At 42.3% G+C, this 24,517-nt stretch carries 24 protein-coding genes; 8 read left to right on the top strand and 16 right to left on the bottom strand.

The window, feature by feature from the left end:
* Positions 1-53: 53 nt before the first annotated feature.
* The 3 genes from ACOQOA_RS06395 to ACOQOA_RS06385 are packed head-to-tail and all read right to left on the bottom strand — an operon-like array spanning position 54 to position 3,669.
* A complete protein-coding gene (locus ACOQOA_RS06395) occupies positions 54-1,856 on the bottom strand; it encodes an ABC transporter ATP-binding protein (RefSeq protein ID WP_420547817.1) in 1,803 nt (600 codons plus the stop codon).
* Complete coding sequence (locus ACOQOA_RS06390; protein WP_420547816.1) at positions 1,856-2,722, bottom strand: ABC transporter permease; 867 nt, start codon at positions 2,720-2,722, stop codon at positions 1,856-1,858. Before ACOQOA_RS06390 ends, ACOQOA_RS06395 begins: the two co-directional genes overlap by 1 nt.
* On the bottom strand, positions 2,719-3,669 hold the full coding sequence (locus ACOQOA_RS06385) for an ABC transporter permease (RefSeq protein ID WP_420547815.1): 951 nt from the start codon (positions 3,667-3,669) through the stop codon (positions 2,719-2,721). The genes ACOQOA_RS06390 and ACOQOA_RS06385 overlap by 4 nt, the downstream gene beginning before the upstream one ends.
* Before the next feature lie 571 nt (positions 3,670-4,240).
* On the opposite strand from ACOQOA_RS06385, the gene ACOQOA_RS06380 reads away from it, so the two are divergent.
* Complete coding sequence (locus ACOQOA_RS06380) at positions 4,241-5,821, top strand: ABC transporter substrate-binding protein (protein ID WP_420547814.1); 1,581 nt, start codon at positions 4,241-4,243, stop codon at positions 5,819-5,821.
* 54 nt (positions 5,822-5,875) lie between these two features.
* On the opposite strand, the gene ACOQOA_RS06375 is transcribed toward ACOQOA_RS06380, so the two are convergent.
* Genes ACOQOA_RS06375 through gstA form a run of 3 tightly spaced genes read right to left on the bottom strand, consistent with a single transcriptional unit; the run spans position 5,876 to position 7,100 of the window.
* Positions 5,876-6,097, bottom strand: coding sequence for a tautomerase family protein (locus ACOQOA_RS06375; RefSeq protein ID WP_420547813.1), 222 nt, complete (start codon positions 6,095-6,097; stop codon positions 5,876-5,878).
* Positions 6,097-6,492, bottom strand: coding sequence for a nuclear transport factor 2 family protein (locus ACOQOA_RS06370; RefSeq protein ID WP_420547812.1), 396 nt, complete (start codon positions 6,490-6,492; stop codon positions 6,097-6,099). The genes ACOQOA_RS06375 and ACOQOA_RS06370 overlap by 1 nt, the downstream gene beginning before the upstream one ends.
* A complete protein-coding gene (gstA, locus tag ACOQOA_RS06365) occupies positions 6,489-7,100 on the bottom strand; it encodes a glutathione transferase GstA (RefSeq protein WP_420547811.1) in 612 nt (203 codons plus the stop codon). The genes ACOQOA_RS06370 and gstA overlap by 4 nt, the downstream gene beginning before the upstream one ends.
* A 122-nt stretch (positions 7,101-7,222) precedes the next feature.
* Here gstA and ACOQOA_RS06360 point away from each other — a divergent pair, with 122 nt between their 5' ends.
* Positions 7,223-8,113, top strand: a complete 891-nt coding sequence (locus ACOQOA_RS06360) for a LysR family transcriptional regulator (protein WP_420547810.1) — start codon at positions 7,223-7,225, stop codon at positions 8,111-8,113.
* Positions 8,114-8,213: 100 nt separating this feature from the next.
* Here the strand turns inward: ACOQOA_RS06360 and ACOQOA_RS06355 are convergent, their stop codons facing one another.
* Complete coding sequence (locus tag ACOQOA_RS06355) at positions 8,214-8,459, bottom strand: hypothetical protein (RefSeq protein WP_420547809.1); 246 nt, start codon at positions 8,457-8,459, stop codon at positions 8,214-8,216.
* A 175-nt stretch (positions 8,460-8,634) separates the two neighbouring features.
* Between ACOQOA_RS06355 and ACOQOA_RS06350 the strand changes: the two genes are divergently transcribed.
* The gene (locus tag ACOQOA_RS06350; RefSeq protein WP_420547808.1) at positions 8,635-9,387 is read left to right on the top strand and encodes a substrate-binding periplasmic protein; all 753 of its coding nucleotides are present in this window, start codon (positions 8,635-8,637) and stop codon (positions 9,385-9,387) included.
* Here ACOQOA_RS06350 and ACOQOA_RS06345 read toward each other — a convergent pair.
* Positions 9,384-10,091, bottom strand: coding sequence for a class I SAM-dependent methyltransferase (locus tag ACOQOA_RS06345; protein WP_420547807.1), 708 nt, complete (start codon positions 10,089-10,091; stop codon positions 9,384-9,386). The genes ACOQOA_RS06350 and ACOQOA_RS06345 overlap by 4 nt on opposite strands.
* Positions 10,081-11,034 (bottom strand): 4-hydroxybenzoate octaprenyltransferase, encoded by a 954-nt coding sequence (gene ubiA / locus ACOQOA_RS06340; RefSeq protein WP_420547806.1) that lies wholly within the window; start codon positions 11,032-11,034, stop codon positions 10,081-10,083. Before ubiA ends, ACOQOA_RS06345 begins: the two co-directional genes overlap by 11 nt.
* Before the next feature lie 143 nt (positions 11,035-11,177).
* Between ubiA and ACOQOA_RS06335 the strand changes: the two genes are divergently transcribed.
* Both ACOQOA_RS06335 and ACOQOA_RS06330 read left to right on the top strand, forming a co-directional pair.
* Positions 11,178-11,933 carry a 16S rRNA (uracil(1498)-N(3))-methyltransferase gene (locus ACOQOA_RS06335; RefSeq protein ID WP_420547805.1) on the top strand — a complete coding sequence of 252 codons (756 nt, stop codon included), beginning with the start codon at positions 11,178-11,180 and terminating at the stop codon, positions 11,931-11,933.
* Positions 11,934-11,985: 52 nt separating this feature from the next.
* Positions 11,986-13,350: a glutamate--cysteine ligase gene (locus tag ACOQOA_RS06330; protein WP_420547804.1), complete on the top strand. Its 1,365-nt coding sequence runs from the start codon at positions 11,986-11,988 to the stop codon at positions 13,348-13,350.
* A gap of 59 nt (positions 13,351-13,409) precedes the next feature.
* Here the strand turns inward: ACOQOA_RS06330 and ACOQOA_RS06325 are convergent, their stop codons facing one another.
* The 5 genes from ACOQOA_RS06325 to ACOQOA_RS06305 form a co-directional block, all read right to left on the bottom strand.
* Positions 13,410-14,753: a deoxyguanosinetriphosphate triphosphohydrolase gene (locus ACOQOA_RS06325; RefSeq protein WP_420547803.1), complete on the bottom strand. Its 1,344-nt coding sequence runs from the start codon at positions 14,751-14,753 to the stop codon at positions 13,410-13,412.
* A 24-nt stretch (positions 14,754-14,777) separates the two neighbouring features.
* Positions 14,778-16,232 (bottom strand): TrkH family potassium uptake protein, encoded by a 1,455-nt coding sequence (locus ACOQOA_RS06320; protein WP_420547802.1) that lies wholly within the window; start codon positions 16,230-16,232, stop codon positions 14,778-14,780.
* Between the two features lie 124 nt (positions 16,233-16,356).
* Positions 16,357-16,974: a GTP cyclohydrolase I FolE gene (gene folE, locus ACOQOA_RS06315; RefSeq protein ID WP_420547801.1), complete on the bottom strand. Its 618-nt coding sequence runs from the start codon at positions 16,972-16,974 to the stop codon at positions 16,357-16,359.
* Positions 16,975-17,169: 195 nt separating this feature from the next.
* Entirely contained in the window at positions 17,170-17,562 is a 393-nt protein-coding gene (gene apaG, locus ACOQOA_RS06310; protein WP_420550093.1) for a Co2+/Mg2+ efflux protein ApaG, read from the bottom strand.
* Between the two features lie 190 nt (positions 17,563-17,752).
* A complete protein-coding gene (locus ACOQOA_RS06305; RefSeq protein WP_420547800.1) occupies positions 17,753-18,607 on the bottom strand; it encodes an OmpA family protein in 855 nt (284 codons plus the stop codon).
* 174 nt (positions 18,608-18,781) lie between these two features.
* Between ACOQOA_RS06305 and pseC the strand changes: the two genes are divergently transcribed.
* The 3 genes from pseC to ACOQOA_RS06290 are packed head-to-tail and all read left to right on the top strand — an operon-like array spanning position 18,782 to position 21,755.
* Positions 18,782-19,981 carry a UDP-4-amino-4,6-dideoxy-N-acetyl-beta-L-altrosamine transaminase gene (gene pseC, locus ACOQOA_RS06300; protein WP_420547799.1) on the top strand — a complete coding sequence of 400 codons (1,200 nt, stop codon included), beginning with the start codon at positions 18,782-18,784 and terminating at the stop codon, positions 19,979-19,981.
* A gap of 17 nt (positions 19,982-19,998) precedes the next feature.
* Positions 19,999-21,429: a mannose-1-phosphate guanylyltransferase/mannose-6-phosphate isomerase gene (locus ACOQOA_RS06295; RefSeq protein WP_420547798.1), complete on the top strand. Its 1,431-nt coding sequence runs from the start codon at positions 19,999-20,001 to the stop codon at positions 21,427-21,429.
* 14 nt (positions 21,430-21,443) lie between these two features.
* Entirely contained in the window at positions 21,444-21,755 is a 312-nt protein-coding gene (locus ACOQOA_RS06290) for an HlyU family transcriptional regulator (protein ID WP_420547797.1), read from the top strand.
* Here the strand turns inward: ACOQOA_RS06290 and ACOQOA_RS06285 are convergent.
* Both ACOQOA_RS06285 and asnB read right to left on the bottom strand, forming a co-directional pair.
* The gene (locus ACOQOA_RS06285) at positions 21,752-22,402 is read right to left on the bottom strand and encodes a glutathione S-transferase family protein (RefSeq protein WP_420547796.1); all 651 of its coding nucleotides are present in this window, start codon (positions 22,400-22,402) and stop codon (positions 21,752-21,754) included. The genes ACOQOA_RS06290 and ACOQOA_RS06285 overlap by 4 nt on opposite strands.
* Positions 22,403-22,468: 66 nt before the next feature.
* A complete protein-coding gene (gene asnB, locus ACOQOA_RS06280) occupies positions 22,469-24,415 on the bottom strand; it encodes an asparagine synthase (glutamine-hydrolyzing) (RefSeq protein WP_420547795.1) in 1,947 nt (648 codons plus the stop codon).
* Positions 24,416-24,517 lie beyond the last annotated feature (102 nt).

Below are 24,517 nucleotides of genomic sequence, written 5' to 3'. Positions count from 1 at the left end.
GTTTTGCGAAATGATAGAAAAGAAAAGGGCGGCTAAAAAGCCGCCCTGAATTTTTACTTTGGTAAGATATCCGTCTCAAGATGACAGGCGATTTCATGGCCCGTTTCAATCTTGCGAAGCGGAGGTGTTTTTGTTTCACATACACCTTTAATTGCCTTGGCACATCTGTTTGAGAAAGGACATCCAACTTCGCGAAGCTCAACTGAGCCTGCGCTGGCAGCCTTGGCCTCGTCCGTTGTTGCAACCTCTTCCAGCCAACCTTGACGCATCTCTGGCACAGAGTTCAGCAAAAGTTGCGTATATGGGTGATAAGGTGGTTGGAATACCTGTGAGGATAAGCCTTTTTCCACCACGCGCCCTGCATATAGAACCACAATGTGATCTGCGAAGGATGCGACGGTAGATAAATCGTGACTGATAAACATATAGGAAAGCCCTAAACGTTCCTTTAGATCCTGCAACAAGTCAATCACAGAGGCAGCTACAACTGTATCAAGTGCCGATGTTACCTCGTCACAAAGAACTAGTTTTGGGTTGGCTGCCAAAGAACGGGCTAGATTAACACGTTGCTTTTGACCGCCGGATAATTCCCCTGGAAAGCGGCTTGCAAAAGCAGCAGGCAATTCAACAAGCTCCAACAATTCTGCAACACGATCTGCTTTCTCTTTGCCTTTCAGTCCATGATAGAATTGTAAAGGACGTCCTAGTAAATCAGAGATGCGCTGGCGTGGATTTAAGGCTGTGTCCGCCATCTGGAAGACAATCTGACAATCACGTAAAGTTTCCTTATCGCGTTTTTCAACGCGTGGATTTGCTTTGTGACCTGTAATAGTGACTTCACCTTCCCATTGTGGAGTGAGGCCTGCAATGACACGAGCCAGTGTGGATTTGCCACAACCAGATTCACCGATAACACCCACCACGGACCCTTCTGGCACATCAACAGTTACATCACGTAAAATGGTTTTCTTGGACGGACCAGAACCATAACCAGCTGTAATGTTGGTTGCAGTTAGAATAGGCGCCGGATCATTATCACCGGTTTTATGCTCTAACTCTAATTGGTTAGGTGCTGGTCGAACGGCATTCATCAAGGTTTTGGTATATTCATGAGTTGGGTTATGGACGATTTGATCCGTCTCTCCCAATTCTTGAACTTCACCGCCATTTAATACCAGAATACGATCGGCTACCTGTGCGACAACTGCCAAATCATGAGTTACATAAATTGCAGCTGTGTTTTGTTCACGAATGATATCTTTGAAGGCTTTCAGAACTTCAATCTGGGTTGTTACATCCAACGCAGTTGTCGGTTCGTCCAAAATTAAAAGATCGGGGCCGCAAGATAAAGCCATAGCCGCCATAAGGCGTTGAAGCTGACCACCACTTACTTGGTGTGGGTAGCGTCCGCCAATGCGATCTGCATCCGGAAGATCCAGCTTTTTATAAAGATCAACGGCAACTTCAGTTGCTTCCAAAGCTGTTTGTAAGCCATGGAAAACAGGGGCTTCGATCACCTGGTCGCCGATTTTAATAGCAGGGTTGAAAGAAGCAGCGGCTGATTGTGCTACATAGGCTACTTTCTCACCGCGAAGTTTATGACGTTCGTTGGACGTCATATCCATCACGTTTTCGCCATTCACTTTGATGGTGCCAGCGGAAATACGACAGCCCGGACGGGCAAAACCCATGGAAGCAAGTGAAATAGTTGACTTTCCTGAACCGGACTCACCGATCAGTGCAACTACTTCGCCTTTTTTAACGTTAAAGCTAACACCTTTAACGATTGGCTTATATTTACCCCCAGGTGGACGGCCTTCAACCCAGAGATCTTCAATTGATAATACGTCAGTCATTATTCCATTTTCTCCAACACTGTTTCACCTTGCTGACGTTGTTGGAACCAATCCACAATCAAGTTCATGCAAATAGTGAGTGACGCGATACATGCTGCCGGGATCAATGCAGATGAAGACCCCAAGAAAATACCGCCCATATTTTCCTGTACCATTAAGCCCCAGTCAGCTGCTGGTTCTTGAACGCCTAAACCAAGGAAGCTTAGACCACTTAGGAACAGGATGGAGAAAGTGAAGCGTAACCCAAATTCCGCAATCAATGGCGGCATTGCATTTGGAAGAACTTCACGGGTAATGATCCACCAGACACCCTCACCACGGGCACGGGCAGATTCAACGTAATCCATAACGGAAATATCCATGCCAATGGCACGGGATACACGGAAAACGCCGATAGAAAGAACAAGGCCAACCGTCATAATCAATACGGTGATGGAAGTCCCCATCGCACCAATAACAACCAAGGCCAACATTGTAGATGGGAAAGCCATAAATGCTTCAACTAGGCGACTGATACAGATATCGAACCATCCCCGCAAAATTGCGGCAGAGAAACCAAGTACAACACCAACAACAAATGAAATGACTGTTGTAATGAGTGCAAGGAATAAAGTGGTTCTAACACCGTATAATAGACGTGTCAGGATATCACGGCCCAGCTTATCTGTGCCCAATAGACCTTCGCCGCCGATAGGGCCAAAGCTTTCACCAATGATCTCGGCTTCGCCATAAGGCGCAAGTGCCGGGCCAAAAAATGCTACTATAATCCAGAAAATTAAAATGATACCTGCGATTGCCGCTGTCGGGGTCAGGCGCAAGCTTTTCAACCCTTTTGAGGCTGACGGCTTATCTGCTACATCACTCATTTTGGGAACCTCAAACGTGGATTAAAGATAATGGAAAAAATATCTGCGAGTAAGTTTACAATGATGTAAACAGCACCAAACAACATGGCACATGCCTGAATTAATGGAATATCACGCAAGGCAACGCCATCAATCAACAAGCGAGAAAGGCCAGGTACAGCAAAAATTGTTTCCACAATGATTACACCACTCACCATATAAGCCAGGTTCAACGCGATAACTGCAAAGATAGGAGAAAGTGCATTTGGTAAGGCATGACGCATAACAATACGACGTTTCGGAATACCCTTTAATACCGCCATTTCAATGTAAGGGGATGTAAAGATATTAATCACGGAAGCACGTGTCATACGTAGCATATGTGCTAATACCGCAAAACCTAAAGTCATTACGGGTAAAGCCATGGCGTGAACAATTCTGCCAAAATCGTAATAAGGACGGATATTTGCATTGGCTCCGAGCCATTTAAGCTCTACAGCAAAGATGGTCATTAAACCCAAGCCAATGAAAAATTCCGGTACAGCAATCAAACTCAATGTAGTCACAGCGAGGCTTTTATCTAAAACACCGCCTGCGCGAATAGCTGAGATCAAACCAAGAATTAGTGCAAGTGGAATAGCAACACATGCTGTCATGATCGCGAGGCGCGCCGTGTTCCAGATACGGCCAGACATCATATCGGCAATTGGGCGATCTGTAGAGAGCGATACACCTAAATCACCCTGTAAGATACCAAAAAACCAATCAAAATAGCGAACGATCGCCGGACGATTAAGACCAAGTTCTTCACGCAGAGCTTCTAGTGCCGCTGCATCATTCCTATTTTGTCCTAATATAGCTTCTGCTACGTCGCCGGGAAGGATCTCCGTCGCTGCAAAGATAATGATCGATGCTAAAACAAGCGTCAAAAGACCTTGTAAACATCGATTAACGATGAGTTGAAGCAAGATGCTCCTCCTTTTCTTTCCCTGTATATTATTTTTATTATTCAGTTAATCTGAAATTAATTAGATAATGTTTGCACATGCTCTCTATATAATTTTGACTGTTTGCGACTATGCAACATTTTTTTTTAGGTTTATAGAATTTTTTAGTCGTTATTGATCAAATGTACAATAGTGATATCAAATTTTCCGATTTAATGATAGTTTCTACAAATGGAAAAATGATGGAATTAGATATAACTGAAGTTATGCAAAAATATTATTTATCTTTTACAGGATGTTATGAGATTTGATCCAGAAAAATCAGTTGGGGTAGTGCCTAAAAAATATTTTAGGCCAGCTTTTACAAGTTACTATAAAAACATAAGTATTCCGATTTTTTTGTCTATGACATGTAATTTTTTATTTGTAAAATAGCGACCTATGGGCAGATAATTCAATTGTAAAAGGGTTGGGTTGTCGTTTTTAGTCAAATCGACTCATATTTACCTTATAAGATAAATTTCGTGCTTACAAAAAGGCACGCTATATTAAATATAGAAATAAATATGAAATAACGGGAAAGGGAGTTTCCATGTCTGATCTTGATTCACTCGTGAAGCAATACAAATTCAATGCCTTAAGCCGTCGTGGCTTTATTAAAGGGGCAGGTGCTTTGGGTGTTGCTGCGCCAGCGGCAAGCAGCATCCTGACCATGGCTGGTCCAGCACATGCGGCAACACCGAAACGTGGTGGGGTATTGCGCATTGCTGAAGGTAATACAGCAGATACATTAGAACCAGTACGTATGGTTTCTACAACTGATGCTATTTACGCAAATCAGGTATATAGCCGTTTAACACGTTTTAAAGCTGATCTAACAGTGGAAGGTGATCTGGCCGAAAGCTGGGATGTTGACTCGACTGCGACAGTTTGGACCTTTAAGTTACGTAAAGCGAAGTTCCATAATGGTCAGGACGTAACTGCGGATGATGTCAAAGCATCTTTTGCATTACATACAGCAGAAAATTCTGAGTCCGCAGCGAAAGCAATTCTATCCGGTGTGAAATCTGTCGAAGTTGTAGATAAATTGACAATTCGTTTCACATTGGAATCTGGTAACGCGGATATGCCAATTACAGTTTCCGATTATCACTTAAGCGTTCATCCTGCTGGCCAGACAGATTTTGGTGCAGGTGCAATTGGTTCCGGTCCATTCCGTATTGCTGAGTTCCGCCCTGGCGAAGTTATGTATTTCGAACGTTTTGATGAATATTTCCTAGATGGACAACCATATTTGGATGGTATGGAATTTATTCCGGTACCTGATAGTACTGCAAACCTGAATGCAATTCTTTCTGGTGATGTGGATATGATCCACGATATTGCACCTGCTGCATATAATAAAATGTCTCAGGCACCAGGGATTAATGTTTATAACATTCCAACAGGTTCTTTTGCGAACTTTGTCTTGATGTGTGACCGTGCGCCAACAAATGATATCAATTTCCGCAAAGGTTTCAAACATTCCTTGAACCGTGAATTGGTCTTGAACCAAGCATATAGTGGTATTGGTACAATTTCTAATGACACGCCAATTGGTCCAACATATCGCTATTATAGTGCGGAAGTTAAGCCTCTTGAATATGACTTGGATAAAGCGAAGCATTATTTCAAGAAAGCTGGTGTGTCTTCTATGGAAATCTTTACTTCTGAAGAAGCTGGTTCTGCAGCGAATGACGTGGCTTATACATATCAACAAGGTGCGCAAGGTGCATTGGATGTGACTGTAACAAAAACACCAGCGGATGGTTATTGGTCTCATACATGGATGCAACAGCCAATCTGTATGTCTGGTTGGAACGCGCGTCCAACAGTTGATGCCTTCTTGACCATTGCCCATATGGATGGTGGCGGTTGGAACGAAACCGTTTGGGGTAGCCCGGAATATGATGCGAAGATCATTGCAGCACGTGCTGAGCTAGACGAAGCAAAACGTGCAGAAATGTATCATGATCTGCTTTCTCAATTGAATGAAGAAGGTGGTTTTGTAAACCCTGTATTCTCCAACGCGTTGGAAGCAACATCAGAGCGTGTGAAAGGCTTCGAACCTCATTCTGTTGGTGCGATGGGTGGCTTCTTCAACTGCTCACATAAAGTTTGGTTGGATTCATAAGCCCAACGACTTTATCACTAAAAAGAAAGCCCCGTGTCAATCACGGGGCTTTTTCTATTTTAGTGTTTTCCGATATTCGTTTACGGGGAGACCGCCAAATCCCCAATCTTCCAGTTCAACTTCATCTATGACAACAAATGTAATAGAAGGGTCTTTACCCAAGACCTTATATAGAAGGTCTGAGGTACCATGAATAAGTTCGGCTTTTTGTTCTGGAGAGGGGCCATTGCCATCGGGGCCGCCTTCGCGGGTGATTTTGATATTTACATAAGGCATTATTTTTCTTCCTGAATAGTCTGATAAGTGAAAATTTTAGACATGATACGCCATTCATTTTTGTCGAATGTACAAGTTAACAAGTCTAAATATTCCCGGCCCATCATCGTCATTTTACCTTTCACAAAAGCAAGGGAATTATTGCTAAAATCAATCGCAAGAATTTGGTCATTTCGTGGTTCTTGGTTAGTGGCAGGCGGTGTGCGTTGATCAATAATGTGAAGATATTCCGGTATGGATAAGTTCATATAATCATTATTGGTCATGTTCACATAACGTGCATCCGGATGAAATACTTTGGAAAGTAGTTGGCTATCCGCATGATATAACCCGTCGAAATAATTCTTTAGCACAGGGAATAAATCTTTCTGATGAGGAAGGAAGTCAGGTGTCATGAAGTCAGCCCTTCCGCAATTAGCGCCTGTTGCACGGATTTGCGATTGAAAATACCTTGGAAATAGGTGGAGATATTTTTCCAAGAGGATAAATCAATACCCACAAAGTTGGACCAATTCAGCACAACAAATAAATATGCATCGGCAACGCTGAATGTATTGTTGACTAGAAATGTTCGATTGTCCGAGAGCAGATTTTCCAGATAATCAAATTTTTGAGCTACATTTTGTTTTGCTTTTTCTTGTTCCGAAGCTGTGGAATTGTCAGAGAATAAGGGTGAAAAGGCTTTGTGTAATTCAGAGCTGGTATAATTTAAATATTCCTGAAGGCGCGCCTGCCCTATTGGATCATTCGTTGGCACTAACTGCTGGTCGGGGGCTTGTGAAGCGATAAATTGTAAGACTGAAGCACCCTCCGTTAAAACCTCGCCATTTTCTAGTTCAAGAGCTGGGACATATCCTTTTGGATTGATCTGCTTATAATTCAGGCCTGATTTTGAAAGACCTGTATCTGTATCTACTTCTTCTGCCGTAAAGCTTAATCCTGTTTCAATTAAGGCGATACGGGATGCAAGTGAACATGCACCAGTTTTATAAAATAATTTCATTTTAGATACTCCTTTAAGTAAGTGTTTTTCAATGAGAGCACTTTAATGAATATAATAATCAATTGATAATATCGTTATTTCATCATAATGATTAATTATTTAGATCATTATGATGGTGCATTATGACGTATGAACAATTGGTCGTTTTACATGCAATCGTGACCGAGGGCACTTTTCGAGGTGCTGCTGAGCGATTGTATAAATCTCAATCCGCGATTAGCCATATGATTAAGAAATTAGAGGAGGAGATTGATATCACATTGTTGTCTAGGGAAGGGTATAGGCCAAAATTAACGCCTGCTGGGGAAATCTTTTATCGTCAATCAACACGTGTGATACAGCAAATGCAAGAACTTGGACATTTAGCGAAGCGCCTAAATGCCAAGCAAGAAGCTTCTGTATGCTTGACTGTGACAGCCACATATCCAATTAAGCCTTTTCTGGATATTATCGCTGAAGTGAAGGAAGAGTTTTCGATGACCTCCGTTCGTTTGACACGCGAAACAATGGGAGGGCCTTTGGAACGACTTCTTAATAAGGAAGCAAATATCATTATTGCTACCCTCGATGATGTGCCTGTTGATAGAGTAGAAGCTGTCCCATTTGCTGAGATTACAATTCTGCCTGTGGCACATCCAGAATATCCGCCTGCTATTTCTGCTAATTTGAAAACGATAACTGAAATGCAAAGTTATACTCAGGTCGTTGTGTCTGATAGCAGCAGTGGCCATTTTGAACAGAGCCGCGATTTATTACCAGGCGGATTACGTTGGACTGTTTCAGATTTTGCAGCAAAGAAAGAAATCTTGTTGTCAAAAATGGGATGGGGGGGCATGCCAAAGCATCTCGTGGATGAAGAATTAAATAAAGGTCAGCTTATTGAACTTAATGTGGAAGGATATCCGCCTAGGAAATCTCAGTTATATATGATGCGATTGCGTGATAGTGAAATCGGTTTCGTAGCGCAAGATATATGGAATAAATTACTTTCTGTCTCTGAAAAATATTCGTGAAGATATTAAGTCTTTAAAAGCGGGCAGAGCTTCTATCTCCGTATCAATAAGAAGCCCAGTGTATTACACTGGGCGCTTCAGTTAACTATGCGCATCATCATTAGCGTAAACTCGATAAGTTTGCGATTAAGTTTTGACGGCGTTTCTGTATTTCCTCTTCCAATTTATGGGCCGTATCCTGATCTGCACTGCAGCAAAGGTTAATGGCGGATTTGCATTCTGTATTAAACTCTGTGAGCAATTTGATCATAGATGTTTCGATAATTTCTCTAATTTGAGTTTCATTTAAATCGACAGCGTTTGCAATTTCTTGTGCTGCTGATTGTGATAATGTTGAGATAGACATTTTATCTTTCCTCTCTATTAATTTGAATATTCTAGAAATATGGAATTAATTAAAATTAGAGTCAAGAAGGATCTGTTGGTATGGTAAGTAGCCTTTCATGTAATAGGAGGAAATTTTTGCATATTATTATAGATGTCTCTGTTATATAGAAGCGATTAGTAATATGATGACATTCATGAAGTTTATTTTTTTCAATATTGCAAAGCTACTTATTATTTCTTCTGTTGCTGTGGCATTTATAAAAAGTGTAGGGGCTGAAGAAGCAAAATTGCGATTAACAACCATGGAGATGCCCCCTTATGGTTTTGTGAAAGATGATGGACAAATATCAGGTCTATTTCATGAAGTTAATCACGCAATACTTCAAGAAGGGAACATCGCTGGCAAGATTGAACTGTTACCTTTGAAACGATTGATGCGGGGATTGACGATTGGTACCCAGGATTGTGCGATCCTAGGTAATACAGATTATGTACGTAAAAATTATCTACTTCTTGAACCTTTAGGTAAGGAACTAAGAATAGGTGCTATCGGAAAAAAGACCATAGGGGCGCGTAGCTATGATGATTTATATGATTTGAATGTCGGTGTGGCGATCGGCACAAAGCTATGGGAAAAATTTGATAATGATACCGTGCTTCGAAAGACCGAAGTGACCAATTATCAGCAAGGAATGATCATGCTATATCGTGATCGAATAAACGTCATGACAGGTGTTATTGAAAGTTTGTCTTATCTTGCAAAGAATATTGATCAGGACTTTGCCGCAAGTTTATCAGATCCTATTCTCTTTCAGAATATTGAATTATTTTATGTGTGTAGAACCGAGTTGGAAAAGGATCCGCGGTTACAGGTCTTGCAAAATGTTGTCATCAAGATGCGCGAAAGTGGTGAGATACGAAGAATAGTTAAAAAATACTTGAACTAATAATCTTCTGCGTTACTGCTGCAACCGATTTTATCTAGGTCGATTGACCATACTTGTGCATTTCGTAAATCTGTATCTTCCATCAAACTTGTCGTTTCTGATGCATATTTTGCAATCTTTTTGAGGCCGAGTTTTGGTAAATAAAAGCGTCCAGGATCACCAATTAACACTTCGCGTCCTTCTTGGGCCAAAGCTTTAATCCATGGAATAACAGCGCGCGCAATATCCGCATCATAGCATACATCACCTACTAGGATGACATCCCAATCCCCGTGCTCACCGACGACATCTTCAGTAGAAATATCAAAGTAACAATTATTTTCTTCTGCGTTCATTTGCATGGCAACGGCGGCAACAGGATCAATATCTGTCGCAGTGACTTCAAATGCACCGGCCATTGTGGCCGCCATTGCGACCATGCCGGACCCACTTCCGAAATCCAGAACTCTTTTACCCGCAACAAGTGAAGGATTATCTAGAAGGTGGCGACTTAGTGCTTGACCGCCTGCCCAAGCAAAGGCCCAAAATGGTGTCCCTAAACCGATTTCTTGCAGCTCCATTTCACCCATACGCCATAGTGGTAAATCTTCTACAGCCAGATGCAATAGGATTTCCGGTAATAAGCGTGGAGATTCAAGGTTGGTATTTTCACGAATTAATTGACGCAATGCATCTTGGTCATCGTGATAGTAATCATAGTCCACTGACAATAAATCCTAATAAAATAATGAAGCCAAAATTCTTGTTTGCTTTAAAGAGAGAAAGGCAACGATCTGGATCGTTAATGTCTAGACGATAAATTTGCCAAATCATATGTAAGACGCCCAATCCAAGCGCAATCCAGAAGTACACCGGGAGCGCTAATAAATATCCTGATATGCCAATAAGTCCTACTGTAGCAGCGTAGAAGAAAATGACAGCCATACGCGTGTTTTCACCAAGTCGTAATGCTGTTGATTTAACGCCTACCAATGCGTCATCTTCTTTATCCTGATGGGCGTAGATCGTGTCATATCCCAAAGTCCAAAAAATACCAGCGGCATATAAAGTAAAGACCGCCGTGTGCAAATCGCCATAAATAGAAGCCCAGCCGACTAGAATGCCCCAGTTAAAGGTTAGTCCTAACCAAGCTTGTGGCCAGTATGTAATTCGTTTCATAAACGGATAGGCAATCACTAAAAACAAAGCTGATGCACCAATAATCTGGGTTGGTAGGTTAAACTGAAGCAGGATAATTAAACCAATCAGGCATTGGGCGATTAAAAAGATTACGGCTTGTTTCGTTGTCACTTCGCCAGACGGTAACGGGCGATCTGCTGTGCGGGCAACTTTTTTATCAAAATCCTGATCAGAGATGTCATTCCATGTACATCCCGCACCCCGCATCACAAGCGCACCAATACCAAAGAGGACTGTATAAGTAATATCAGGGAAATTAAAGCCTGTTTCCGAAGATGTTATGTCAGGATTGACAGCGGTTGCCAAAGCTAATCCCCACCATGTGGGTAGTAGAAGTAACCAGGTCCCGATCGGACGGTCCAGACGCGCAAGTTTGGCATATGGTTGCCAAGAAAGAGGCAGCCAATAAATCCATCCCTTTTTGGGAATATCGCTTGCAGCTGAAGATGAGTTTTTGTCTTGGCTCATGATCTCTTGGCATCCTAAGATTAAACTTTCCTTGTATTTGGAAGCATGTAGCGGATAAAGACTGTTTCGCCAAGATAAAAACGCCTGTATGACTGGCGATATCTTATCTATGATGGTTATCAAATTTAGTGAGAGAATTATAAATGACTCCGAAAGCAGAAACTCGTTTGTTCATTGATACCCCCTTGTTTGAGGCAGCATCTGTTTCGCTCGATCAAGGGCAGGCACATTATCTACGTTCAGTATTACGTTTGCAAATTGGGGCAAAGTTGATTCTGTTTAATGGGCAAGATGGGGAATGGATTGCAGAGATCACAGATTTAGGTAAGAAAAACGGATCCGCTCAAGTTATCGATAAATTAAGAGAACAAGAATTCTCCCCAGATGTTTGGTTGTTATTTGCCCCATTGAAAAAAACGGCAACAGATCTGGTATTTCAAAAAGCGACTGAGCTTGGAGTCTCCGCCATCAAGCCTGTTATTACCAAACATAGTAATACGGAACGCATGAAGTTGGAGCGTGCTCAAGCAATTGTGATCGAAGCCGCAGAACAATGCGAAAGACTGGATGTGCCTGAGGTTCAGAATCCTTCTAAACTTGAAGCTATCCTTGCGGAATGGCCGGAAGATCGTCATTTGTTTGTATGTGCGGAGGCTGGACCTGCTAACGCTGCGGAAAAAGTGTTTGTCGCTCACCAAGGGGAAAAGGCAGCAATTTTAATTGGACCCGAGGGCGGTTTTGCCGTATCAGAGCTTGAATTCCTTTCCAATCAACCTTTTATAAGCATGGTTGGTTTGGGGCCACGGGTTTTACGCGCGGAAACGGCGGTTTTAAGTGCATTATCCTGTTGGCAGGCTTTTTGTGGGGATTGGCAATCACGTCCGCCTCATAGAGAGTGATTAAAACTATATAAAGATACTCAGGATAAAACCGGTAGCAGAGGGCAAGCTTATGGCCGTAGATAATAAGAAAATGGTTCCGCTGGAAAGTAAGGACCAACTGATCACGACTTTATCCAAAGGGTGCAAACCGATCGAAGATTGGCGCATCGGGACAGAACATGAAAAGTTCATCTTCGACGCCAAGACGCATAGACGTCTTCCCTATGAAGGTACACCTGGTATCCGTGCTTTACTTGAAGGGTTGCAGCGTTATGACTGGAAACCTGTATATGAAGGTGATCATGTTATTGCCCTAACGGATGATACTGGCGCGTCTGTGTCTCTGGAGCCCGGCGGGCAGTTTGAATTGTCCGGTGCACCGTTACAAACAATTCATCAAACTTGTTCTGAAACCAATCGCCATTTGACGCAGGTAAAGGAAATCTGTGGCGAGATGGGGGCAGTTGCACTTGGACTTGGTTTTGATCCTCAATGGAAACGCGAAGATGTAAGCTGGATGCCGAAAGGACGCTACAAGATCATGCGTGAATATATGCCTAAAAAAGGCACCATGGGATTGGATATGATGATCCGTACATCCACCGTGCAAGTAAATCTGGATTTCGCAGACGAAGCTGACATGGTGCGTAAGATGCGTGTTTCTTTTGCGCTTCAACCTCTTGCGACAGCTCTATTTGCGAATTCTCCATTTAAAGAAGGCAAACCAAACGGATATCTAAGTTATCGTTCACATACGTGGACGGATACGGATAATGACCGTTGCGGTATGCTGGATTTCATCTTCGAAGATGGTTTTGGGTTCGAGCGCTGGGTGGATTATATGTTGGATGTACCAATGTATTTCATCTATCGCAATGGTGTTTATAATGATGTGTCCGGTTTGTCTTTCAAAGATTATATGGCAGGCAATTTAGCCGGTTGGGAAGGAAAAGTTCCAACACAACAAGATTGGGATGATCACTTAACAACTGCGTTCCCGGAAGTGCGCTTGAAACAGTTTATTGAGATGCGCGGCGCAGATGGTGGACCATGGCGTAATATTTGTGCCCTACCTGCTTTCTGGGTTGGGTTGCTTTATGATGGTGAAGCTTTGAACGAAGCAGAAGCATTAATCAAAGAATGGTCAGTCGCTGATATCGCCAAGATGCGTGACGATGTGCCGATGCATGCGTTGAATGCCACTGTGAATGGCCGCAAATTACGTGATGTCGCACGCGATGTCTTAAAAATTGCCAAGAAAGGCCTTCGTAATCGTAACGAAGCAAACTGGTCAGGCGAAAGCGAAGAGCATTTCCTATCTGCTTTGGAGGAAGTCGTGGAGTATGGTAAAACCCATGCTGAGCGGTTGCTAGATCAATATAATGGCGATTGGAATGGCGATCTAAGTAAGCTTTATGAAGAGCATGCATACTAAGTCGTCCTATGAGACAAAATAAAAGAAAAGCCGGATTAAATTGATCCGGCTTTTTTGATTTAGATATCTGTCCCGTTTAACTTCTTGTGTAAGCTAAAGGCATATCGATCGGTCATGCCAGAAATAAAATCTGTAACTTGCAGTAGGATTTCATAGAGGCTGGCGTCTTTGTTTCGATCAATAAAGTTGGATGCGATTAAGGTACAGACTTGCTGATTATAGTGTGAAATCTTATCGCCTTGTGCAACGGCAATAGCAGCGGGGACTGTTTTATTAAGCAAAGATTCAATCACAGCATATCCACCTAATTCACGGGTTGCCTTGCTTTCGGTTTTAAATAGTTTTTCTTTGCAGAGTTTACCTGCAGCTTCAAAGGCTTCTGCGAAGATTGAATTTCCGATTAGATCACCTTCGAATGTACCCGCTAACAAGTCATCTTCAAATTTCATAAAGACTTGTGGTATTTCTTTTGTACATTCACCAATGGCCATAGCGCGCATATGGCCAACCTGTTCAAGATGCGTTTGATCCTCATTCAGTTTGAAATAGGGATTGTTCGCAGCCATTGGATAAAGAATTTCTTTCACTTCTTCAAACTCAAGATCGCCTAATTGAAAGCCATCTTCCAAGTCAATAATGCGATAACAAATGTCATCCGCAGCTTCTACTAGATAGGCGAACGGATGGCGCTTCCAAGCATCCATATCTTCTTTGACACGAGGGAGGCCTGTTTTTTCAGCTACCTCAGTAAAGAAGGGGAGTTCTGCTTGATTGAACCCAAATTTCTTTGCGCCGATATAACCGTTCGCTTCTTCTCTCTTGATATGAGAGGCACAGGTATATTTAGAAAAAGTTGCCAGAACAGCATTCGTGAGGCGCATGCCACCGCCTGTTTTATACATCTCTAAATGAGTAAGGATACGAAAGCCTTGGGCGTTACCTTCAAACAAGGTCAAGTCCGTCATTTGGGCTTCCGTAAGTTGTTGGGCAATGTCTTGGTTTGCGTTAAAATATTTTGCGAACCATTCACCAATCGCGCTTTCCCCCGCATGTCCATAGGGCGGGTTTCCTATGTCATGTGCTAGACATGCTGCTTGGATAATATAACCAATCTCGTCACGGCTAAGATTGAGTTCAGGGTGTCTTTCTAATATCTTTTCCCCGATAACCGTGCCGAGCGAACGCCCGACTAACGAAACCTCGATACTATGAGTCAGGCGATTATGGGTATGATCATCATCTGCCAAAGGATGAACTTGCGTTTTATTGGCGAGACGACGAAATGGTGAAGAAAAAGAAATACGATCAATGTCGATTTGAAAGGGGGAGCGTCCGGCTTCTACAGTCGTTTTGCCTTTTGTCAGACGATCACCGCAAAGCAGCTTTTCCCAAGACATTACCATCACATTCTATCCTTTTTGTATTTCTTAATCTTTCCAGAAATGACTGGTAAACATAATTAAGACTGTGAAGATTTCCAAACGCCCTAAAAGCATACCTAAGGAAAGCAGCCACTTTGCCGCGTCAGGTAGTTGGGAGAAGTTACCGGAAGGACCAATCATTTCACCAAGACCAGGTCCCACATTTGCAAGCGCGGTGCCTGCGGCACTGGTTGCCGTAACAAAGTCCATCCCCAATAACCCTAATGCCATTGCAAGCAGGGCAAAAATAGCAGCAAACATAAAGAAGAAAGCCATCACAGATGTTGAGACCTGCTCAGAGATGGGTTTACCGTTATAATATGAAATGAAAACGCCATTCGGTTGTAACAAGCTGCGCATCTGTGTTCGAGCAGTTTCAAATAAAACCTGAAAGCGGAAGATCTTGATGCCACAGGTGGTTGATCCCGCACATCCTCCAATAAACATAATCAGGAAGAATAAAGGCATCGCGAAGGCACCCCAAAGACTATAGTCGGTTGAGGCAAAACCCGTTCCGGTCATAATACTAACCACATTAAAGGATGTATGACGTAAGGATTCAAAGAATGTATATCCTTGTTGCACCATCAGATAACCTGTCATTAAGCCAACAGCAGTTCCCAAAATACCAAAGAACCATCTTACCTGTGTGTCTTCAAAGAATGGTTTCCAATCCTTGCGTAGTAATTGTAGATACAAAAGGAAGGGTAAGGAACCCAAGATCATAAAGATTGTCGTGATCGCTTCAATCTGTGCACTGTCAAAATAACCGAAGGATGCATCATGGGTGGAAAAGCCACCTGTTGCTACAGTGGTCATAGCATGGTTGATCGCATCGAATGTACTCATACCAGCAAGCCAGAATAGATAAGCACAAATACCGCTTAAGCCAATATAGATACCAAAAATCCAAGTGCCGATTTGCGCAGCGCGTGGTAAGGCCTTTTCAATACGATCAGAAAATTCCATACGGAAAAGCTGCATACCACCAATTTGTAACATTGGTAAAATAGAGATCGCCATGACAACAATCCCGACGCCTCCCATCCATTGCAGGATGGATCGCCACATTAAAATGCCGGGAGGGGCCGATTCAAGACCAGATACAACAGTTGATCCTGTGGTGGTCAACCCGGACATGGCTTCAAAAAAAGCATCTGTATAAGAAAGGTTTAGCGCGTTTGCTGCTAGAAATGGTAAGGCAGAAAAAGCAGGTAAGATAATCCAGACCATTGTGGTCATTACAAAGGCTTGGCGGATATTTAAATTCTTGCTTTCCTGTCTTGTGGTCAGAATCATCAATCCTGCTGTGAACATTGTAAAACCACTAGACAGAAGAAAAACCTGCCAATCCTGATTACCAACATACAGATCAACCATGGTTGGTACCAGCATGGCTATAGCAATCATGCTTAACAATACGCCTGTTACAAAGACGATAGGCCTAAAATCCAGAAGCAATGTGAAAACCCCTTAGAAACACAAAACCGACCTTGCTTTCACAAAGGTCGGTTTGGGTTTTATCATGTAAAAACAGATCAGTCGATGTTGAAAAACATCTAGGCCTGTTTAAAAAGACGCTTTCTTAAAGGCGGTTAACGCCAGCAAGATCAAGAAATTCTGTGCGTGTACGGGCATCTGTACGGAATAAACCTGTCATACGGCTTGTAACCATATCCACGCCTTTTTTGTGAACGCCACGTGTGCTCATGCACTGGTGGTTTGCTTGGATCACAACCGCAACGCCTTTTGGATCAAGAACTTCTGTGATGACATTTGCGATTTGCGCAGTCATTGTTTCTTGAATTTGAAGACGTTTTGCATAGATGTCCACCACACGTGCTAATTTAGAAATACCAACAACACGGTTCTTCGGTAGGTAAGCAACATGGGCTTTGCCCAAGATCGGCGCGAGGTGATGTTCACAATGGGATTCAAATGGAATATCGCGCAACAAAACCATTTCGTCATAGCCGTCTGTTTCTTCGAATGTACGACCAAGTACTTTTGCAGGATCTTCGGAGTAACCTACAAAATATTCTTCAAATGCGCGTACAACACGATCAGGCGTACCCAATAAACCTTCGCGTTCTGGATCATCGCCAGCCCAACGAAGTAAAACTTTTACCGCCGCTTCGGCTTCTTCACGGGTTACTTCTTCATATGCATTACGAATAGCGTTTGTATTTGCTGCAACAGACATGATTTTTATTCCTTAATCCAAATTGGCTCCACCCAACGGTTAACCAAAGGCCATATAGCGTTGTGAATGGCAGAATTCAAGCGAATTCCAATGATTCCATAATTTATTTTTTCAACTTACTTATCTGCGAAGTTGAATTGACTGAACACGCCTTCTTACGTCTAAGAAACTTACTCAGATCAGAGGAATAAAATTTTAATGTACCTGACGCGGTTCATATGGACTATCAAGTGAGAAAGCTGGGATTTTGATTTCCAGCATGTCGCCAGTCGGTGTTTCCATTTCATAGGCTCCATGCATAAAACCAGATGGTGTTGGAAGTGGCGTGCCGCTTGTATATTCGTAACTTTCACCTGGGTCCAACACAGGTTGTTCACCAACAACACCTGCGCCACGTACTTCTTGTGAACGGCCCATAGCGTCTGTAATTTTCCAGTGACGATTAATGAGTTGCACCTGATTCTGCCCATTGTTTTCTATTTTGACGCTATAGGCCCAGACATAGTGGCCGTTTTCTGGTGAGGATTGATCTTCCAAATAAATCGGTTCTACTGAAACTTTAATGTCTTGGGTAACTGCTTCATAAATATCATGTTGCATAGGTCATCTCTTATTTTTGCTTTTATCATGATGAGTATAGCAAAAATAGAAATCCTTACCAGACAAGAATGCTGACTTATCTCATGAAATTAATTTAGACGTAAAATATTGTGCTAAAGAAATGGGCCGGCTTTTGGGAGACGGCCCGTCCCCGCACAACGAAAAGGCTCTATTTGAGTTATAATTGTTGATTTGTGTAAAAAGTGATTTCCACGCGCCGATTGGCGGCCTTTGATGTTTCGTCCGCTGTTTTAATCAAAGGTCGATCTTCACCATATGCAGAAATTGCAATTCGATCTGCCGGATATCCTGCCATTACGAGAAGGGAGGCAACTTCATCAGCGCGTGCCAGGGAAAGTTCCATATTATAAGCTTTACTGCCAGTACTATCTGCATAACCAACGATGGACGCTAATGGCGCATTTAGGCGTTTTGCCTCTTCAGCGATTTGCATGATTTGTGAAGTTTTTAGATGATTAAGGCGTGTGTCGTTCACATCGAAAGAAACGCGGTGTGGATCGGCAAGTTTTCTTTCCAGTTTGATCACGGCCTGTTGGAAGTTCGTTTGGCAATATTCAATATGATCCCATTGCCACCCTTCTTCCATTTGCTCTATCCAGCAATCAAAGCTAGCTTGAGCTTGGGCAGCTAGATTTGGTGCACGATATGCGGCATCACGTGCCATCAGGGCAGTTAAGCGCATACGCGCATTTTCCAAACGTTCTACTCCAAAGTTCAAATCCCAGTTTTCAGGTTTCTCAGGTAACGGGCGTTTTCCTTCATTGGCGGCTAGGCCTTTTGCAGCAAAAATACCAGCATCTGTGGTGTCATACATTTCATCAGCTTCATAAAGTGCAAGACGTTTGTATTCTTGGGCGAGTGCTTTTTCAAAAGCAAGGTTATTACTTTGGCTAACCTGTGTGGTACGCAGATTTTCCACATTTGCAATATCAGTATATAAACAAGCATTTAGAGTTAATAGGCCTGCTAGCGCGATTATGGGGTGGGTGATAAATTTGCTCTTTAGTTTCATAACGATTTCCTTTTCAACGTGAATGCTGATTTAGTAATGAAGAAGGGAGAGGGCGAATTCTGGGCTCAAATTGGGCGATTTCGGGGCATCGTATTTTTGAGATGAATGTTCTATTGGCACATGGTCAAGAATCTGCGAATTTATAGACGTTAAAAGAATAAAGTGGACCAAAGCATGAGTGACAAATTTCTTCCTTATGGAAAGCCTGACCTAGACGATGCAGATATCGCTGAAGTCGTCAAAGTGTTGCAGAGTGACTTTTTGACGACTGGACCCTTGGTTCAGGAATTTGAGGAACAGCTTTGTCAGTCGGTTTCTGCGGATCATGCAGTTGTTTGTAATAGTGGGACAGCGGCGCTTCATTTGGCTTATATGGCATTAGGATTACAGGCAGGAGATCAAATTATTGTTCCCGCTATGACTTTTTGTGCAACAGCAAATGCAGCAGCAATGTGTGGTGCAGAAGTTATTTTTGCCGATGTTGATCCTACGTCTGGATTGGTAACAGTTGAGACCTTGCTTAAAGCAATAAGCAAAACTGACCCTGATCAGTTAAAAGCGATAACAATTGTGCATATGAATGGTCAAATGGCCGATATGCCAGCTCTTTATCAAATTGCTCAATCTCATAATGTGAAAATAGTTGAAGATGCGTGTCATGCTTTGGGGACAAGTTATGAGGTAGAAGAACAAGAGTATAAAGTTGGGCAATGCGCTCATTCTGACTATTGTTGTTTTTCTTTCCATCCTGTTAAAACCGTAGCGATGGGAGAAGGAGGAGCCGTGACCTGTCGCTCTGCAGTTGATGCATCTTTGATGAAGAAGCTCAGAAGTCATGGATTGGAATTTGAACCTGAAAATTTTACGGCTTTACCGGAAGATGCTGTTTCAAATGCTCCCGTATGGCATCGTGAAATGAATGTTTTAGGATATAATTACCGGGCACCAGATATCCTATGCGCTTTAGGGATTAGTCAGTTAAAAAAACTTACCCAATTTAAGCAAAAACGCTGTGATTTGACAGCCGCTTATGACGCCATGTTTGATGGACATAGTAATTTACTTGTGCCCATTAAGCGCTCTGTAGGTCAATCTGTTGGATGGCATTTATATCCGGTTTTAATTGATTTTAAGGGGCTTGGAAAATCACGCGAAGAAGTGGTTAGACTGCTTAAAGATAAGAATATTGGTACTCAAATCCACTATACTCCGGTGCCACATCACCCTTATTGGCAGGATAGAGTAAAAGGTGAGCGTTTCAATGGCGCAGAGCAATATTATTTGTCAGAATTATCGTTACCATTATATTCGCAACTAACCACTGATGATGCGCAATATGTGGCAGAAACATTGTTAAGTATTTTGCAAAACTGATTGATATAGGAAAAACTATGGATAAGAAAATCTATCCGGTTATTCTTTCTGGCGGAGCGGGTAGTCGCTTGTGGCCCACCTCTCGTCGTATGCGCCCTAAGCAGTTTTTACCTTTATATTCCGACCAGCCTATGTTGATTGATACCGTGGAACGTGTATTGGGGAAGGAATTTGCCAAACCAACAATCGTGTGTAGTGAAGATCATCGCTTTTTGGTTGCCCAATCTTTACAAGAGGCAAAACTAGATTACAGAGCAATTCTATTAGAGCCTGTTGGTCGTGATACAGCTGCCGCGATTTCAGTCGCGAGTTTACATATCCACCAAGAAGATCCTGAGGCTATTATCTTTGTTTTACCTTCTGACCATATTATAGAAAATCAGAATGCTTTTTCACGTGCTATAGAGGGGGCAGCGCTCGTCGCTCAAGAGGGGTATTTAACGACTTTTGGGATCGTGGCAAACTCTCCTGAAACAGCGTTTGGATATATTAAGACAGATGGAAAAACGCATATATCTACTGGATGTCTAGTTGATAAATTTGTTGAAAAACCAGATGCCCAAACGGCGAAAGCGTATATAGATAGTGGGGAGTTTTATTGGAATTCCGGCATGTTTATGTTTAAGGCAGAAACTTTTCTTCTAGAGATGGTTGAACATGCTGAAGACATCATTCTGCCAGCGAAAATTGCTGTGGCAGGCTTACAAAAGGATTTAGATTTTCAACGTTTGTCTATCAGAGACTTTGAAGCTATTCCCAAGCATCCTATTGATAAAGCGTTAATGGAGAAAACTTCGAAAGCGGCTATGGTACCTCTTGACGCCGGTTGGAGTGATATTGGAAGTTGGACAGGGTTGTGGGAAGCATCCGCTAAAGATAAAAATGGTAATGCGCTTCGAGGAAAACCAATTCTAGAAGATGTCAAAGATTCAATCGTTCACACAACAGATGAAAGTATTACAGCAGTTATGGGGCTGAACGATGTTATTGTTGTTAACGATACAGATGCCTTGTTGGTTGCCAGCATGGATTATGCGCAGAATGTAAAAGATCTAGTATCTACGCTAAATCGAAAAGGTCATAATTCAGCTGAACTTCATGCGACAGTGTATCGTCCATGGGGTAATTATCGCAACATTGGTACAGGTGATAAGTTTTTAGCAAAGATAATTACAGTGTATGCTGGTTGTAGTTTATCTTTGCAGTATCATAATAAAAGAGCAGAGCATTGGGTTGTCGTACAAGGTCAGGCTTTGGTGACGCGCGGAGACGATGTGTTTGAGCTAAATGCAAATGAATCTACTTATATCGCGATTGGCCAACATCATCGCCTTGAAAATAAGACAGAACATCCATTAATCATGGTTGAAGTGCAAACAGGTGATTTCCTTGAAGAAGATGACATCGTGCGGCTTGATGATGTATATGGACGAGATGAGAGCAAATAAAAAGGATAACGAAAATGTCATTTTTCTCTAAGTTATTTGGTGGCGGTGAAAAGGAACCAGAGGCGGCAAAACGTGAAGAGCCTGAAATCTATGAGGGATATAAAATTATTGCAGCTCCAATACCTGCTGAGAATAAACAGTGGCGTCTTGCAGGAGTAATCGTTAAAACGACAGATGATGGTGATCTTGAAAGGGAATATATCCGCGCTGATGTTTTCTATTCTCGCGAAGAAGCTATTGAATTTGCGCTTAGCAAAGGCAAGCAGGTGATAGATCAACAAGGTGATCGTATTTTTGCTGATGGTGCAAAAACCGGCCGTTGTTAAGATTGAAACTCTTCTGCCAAAAATTGCTCTAAGATTGGTTGGTAACTATTTAACTCAGCCTGTACTGCTGGAATTGAGTAAGCCATGCTTAGATAATTTTGAATGGACGGTGGAAGTGGTACCCTAATTCCAAGATATGGTTCCAATTTTTTGACCCACAAAAATGTAATTGGAAAGCCACAATCTGCAAGCGTGAGTGATCCATTATGGAAACTCATATATTCATTGAGGAGCTGGTCTAGCTGGTGTACCAACAAATTTAATTTCTGTGTTATCTGTTGGATTTTAGGGATTTCCAATTTCTCTCCGTTAAATATACCAAAAAATTCTCTGACGCAGGGTTCTAGTCGGGTGTCATGAAAGCGAGATAACTCTCTTACTTTTGCTTGGTTTCTGATATGAGAAGGTAAGCAGGCAGGGGAAGGGTATTGCTGCTCCAAATATTCAGCAATAGCTTCACTATCCGCGAGAGTGAAATCATCGACCTTAAGGGCGGGTAAATTGCCAGATGGAATATACGTTTTATATTCGTCAGAACCATATCCACCGGGAGGTAAAATTTCTTCCCATTCGAGATTTTTATGACGAAGTAAAATACGCGTTTTGGCGCAATAGAGGCTTTCTGGAATAGCATATAGTTTTAGCATATGCGTAGTTTATCTTGAATTATTTATCCCTGCCAGCAATTACTGGCAGGGATAAATAAATTAACCTTACGAAGTTTGATATTCTTCACACCACGCTTGTAGCATTAAAATATCCCACAGATAATATTGCCAGTTTCGCTCACCAGATTGATGTTCTTGCCATTTTTGCCAAATTGGTTCTGCGTTTAACAGGCCTGTTTTATTGATAGCGGTTGGATTTAATAAGTCTTCTGCCCATTCTTTTAAAGGGCCACGTAACCAACTATCAATTGGGACACCAAACCCCATTTTAGGACGATCAATAATGGATTGAGGCACGTGGCGATATAAAACCTGCCTTAATGGCCATTTACCCTGTCCGTTTTTGATGAGGCGATCAGGTGTTAGGCTCCAAGCAAATTCGACGACACGATGATCTAGGATTGGAACACGGGCCTCTAAAGAGACAGCCATGCTAGCCCGATCTACTTTAGTTAAAATATCATCAGGTAAATAAGTGCAAATATCCAGATAGCGCATGCGTTCCACAAAATTCGGTGTAAGGTTTTTAACCTTTGGATCCCAAATTAAGCCTTTTGGCTCATTAGCATCTTTTACGATTTCCTCTGGATCAGTCCAATGACTGATCAAACGGCGATAAAAACCATCCTCATCTTCGCAAAGAACATTGGCAAGTTTGTGCATCTTATCACCTGCTTGAGGTGGACGTTTGGACTTTGGCACCAAATTAAAGACGCTGTCCCAAAAATTAGGGGAGAAGCTTTTAATTAAACTTGCGCTACCTTTACGCATAAACATTGGTAATCGACCAATGCTGCCCCCTATCTTCATAGACTGGAAGTAACGGTTATAGCCCGCAAATAACTCATCTCCGCCATCGCCGCTGAGTGCAACAGTAACATGTTCCTTTGTCATGGCAGAAACAAGGTAGGTCGGAATTTGGGAGGAATCAGAAAATGGCTCATCATACATATGGGCCAGTTTTGGAATTACATTGCGTGCTTCTTCAGGAGAAACGTATAGTTCGGTATGTTCCGTACCTAAATGTTTTGCGACTATTGCAGCATGTTGCGCTTCATTATAACCTTCTTCATTGAAGCCAATTGAAAAAGTTTTTACAGGACGTTCGGATTGTTTCTGCATTAACGCGACGACCGCAGATGAATCAATACCACCCGACAGGAATGCTCCCAAGGGTACATCGGCGACCATGCGGCGTTTAATAGCATCGGAAAGTAACTCTTCCAATGTATCAACCATATCTTCATCAGACCCTTGGAATGGATTGGCATGTCCATTACGGATCACATTTTCCATAGACCAGAAAGTTTCTATGCGAGGATCTTTTGTTAGTTTGCCATCGATAGTGAGTATATGACCTGGTTGAAGTTTTTGTACGTTTTTATGTACAGAATAAGGACCAGGAACGTAATTATGGCGTAGGAAAGCAGCCATAGCATCACGATGTAGATCACCCTGCCAATCCGGATGGGCATATAAGGCTTTCATTTCAGAGCCAAATAGTAATTTCCCATTTTGAATAGACCAATAGAGTGGCTTGATACCAAGACGATCACGAATCAGAGTGATTTCCTCGGTTTGTCTATCCCAAATGGCGAAGGCAAACATCCCGATCAGCTTTTCAATAGTGGCTTTAATCCCCCAAACGGAAAAACCTTCAAGAATGACCTCGGTGTCAGAATGTCCACGATATTCGGTGCGACCTAGGGTAATAAGTTCTTTGCGAATATCCTCAGCGTTATAAACTTCACCATTATAAACCGCCATAAAGCGCCCGCAGGAAGATGCCATTGGTTGATTTCCAGCAGGCGAAAGATCAATAATGGAAAGGCGACGATGGGCAAAGGCTATACCGTGTTGTGCATTTGACCAAGCATCTGCAGCGTCAGGGCCGCGATAGTCGATTGCTTCAGCCATAGTTAATGCAATTCCTTCCAATGACTGAGAGGATTGTGAAAGACTTGTATCAATAAATCCGGTAATGCCGCACATGTAATCGACCTCAAAGTGATTTAGAATTGAATATGCTAGTAAATATATGTCTTCTTCTTGTATAAGGAGATATATCAAGAAGAGTAAAATCGGTTGGGATTT

It is taken from the genome of Curvivirga sp., assembly GCF_965219885.1.
In the GTDB taxonomy this organism is placed as follows: Bacteria; Pseudomonadota; Alphaproteobacteria; order UBA8366; family Aestuariispiraceae; genus Curvivirga.
This window is presented reverse-complemented; position numbering and strand designations above follow the sequence as displayed.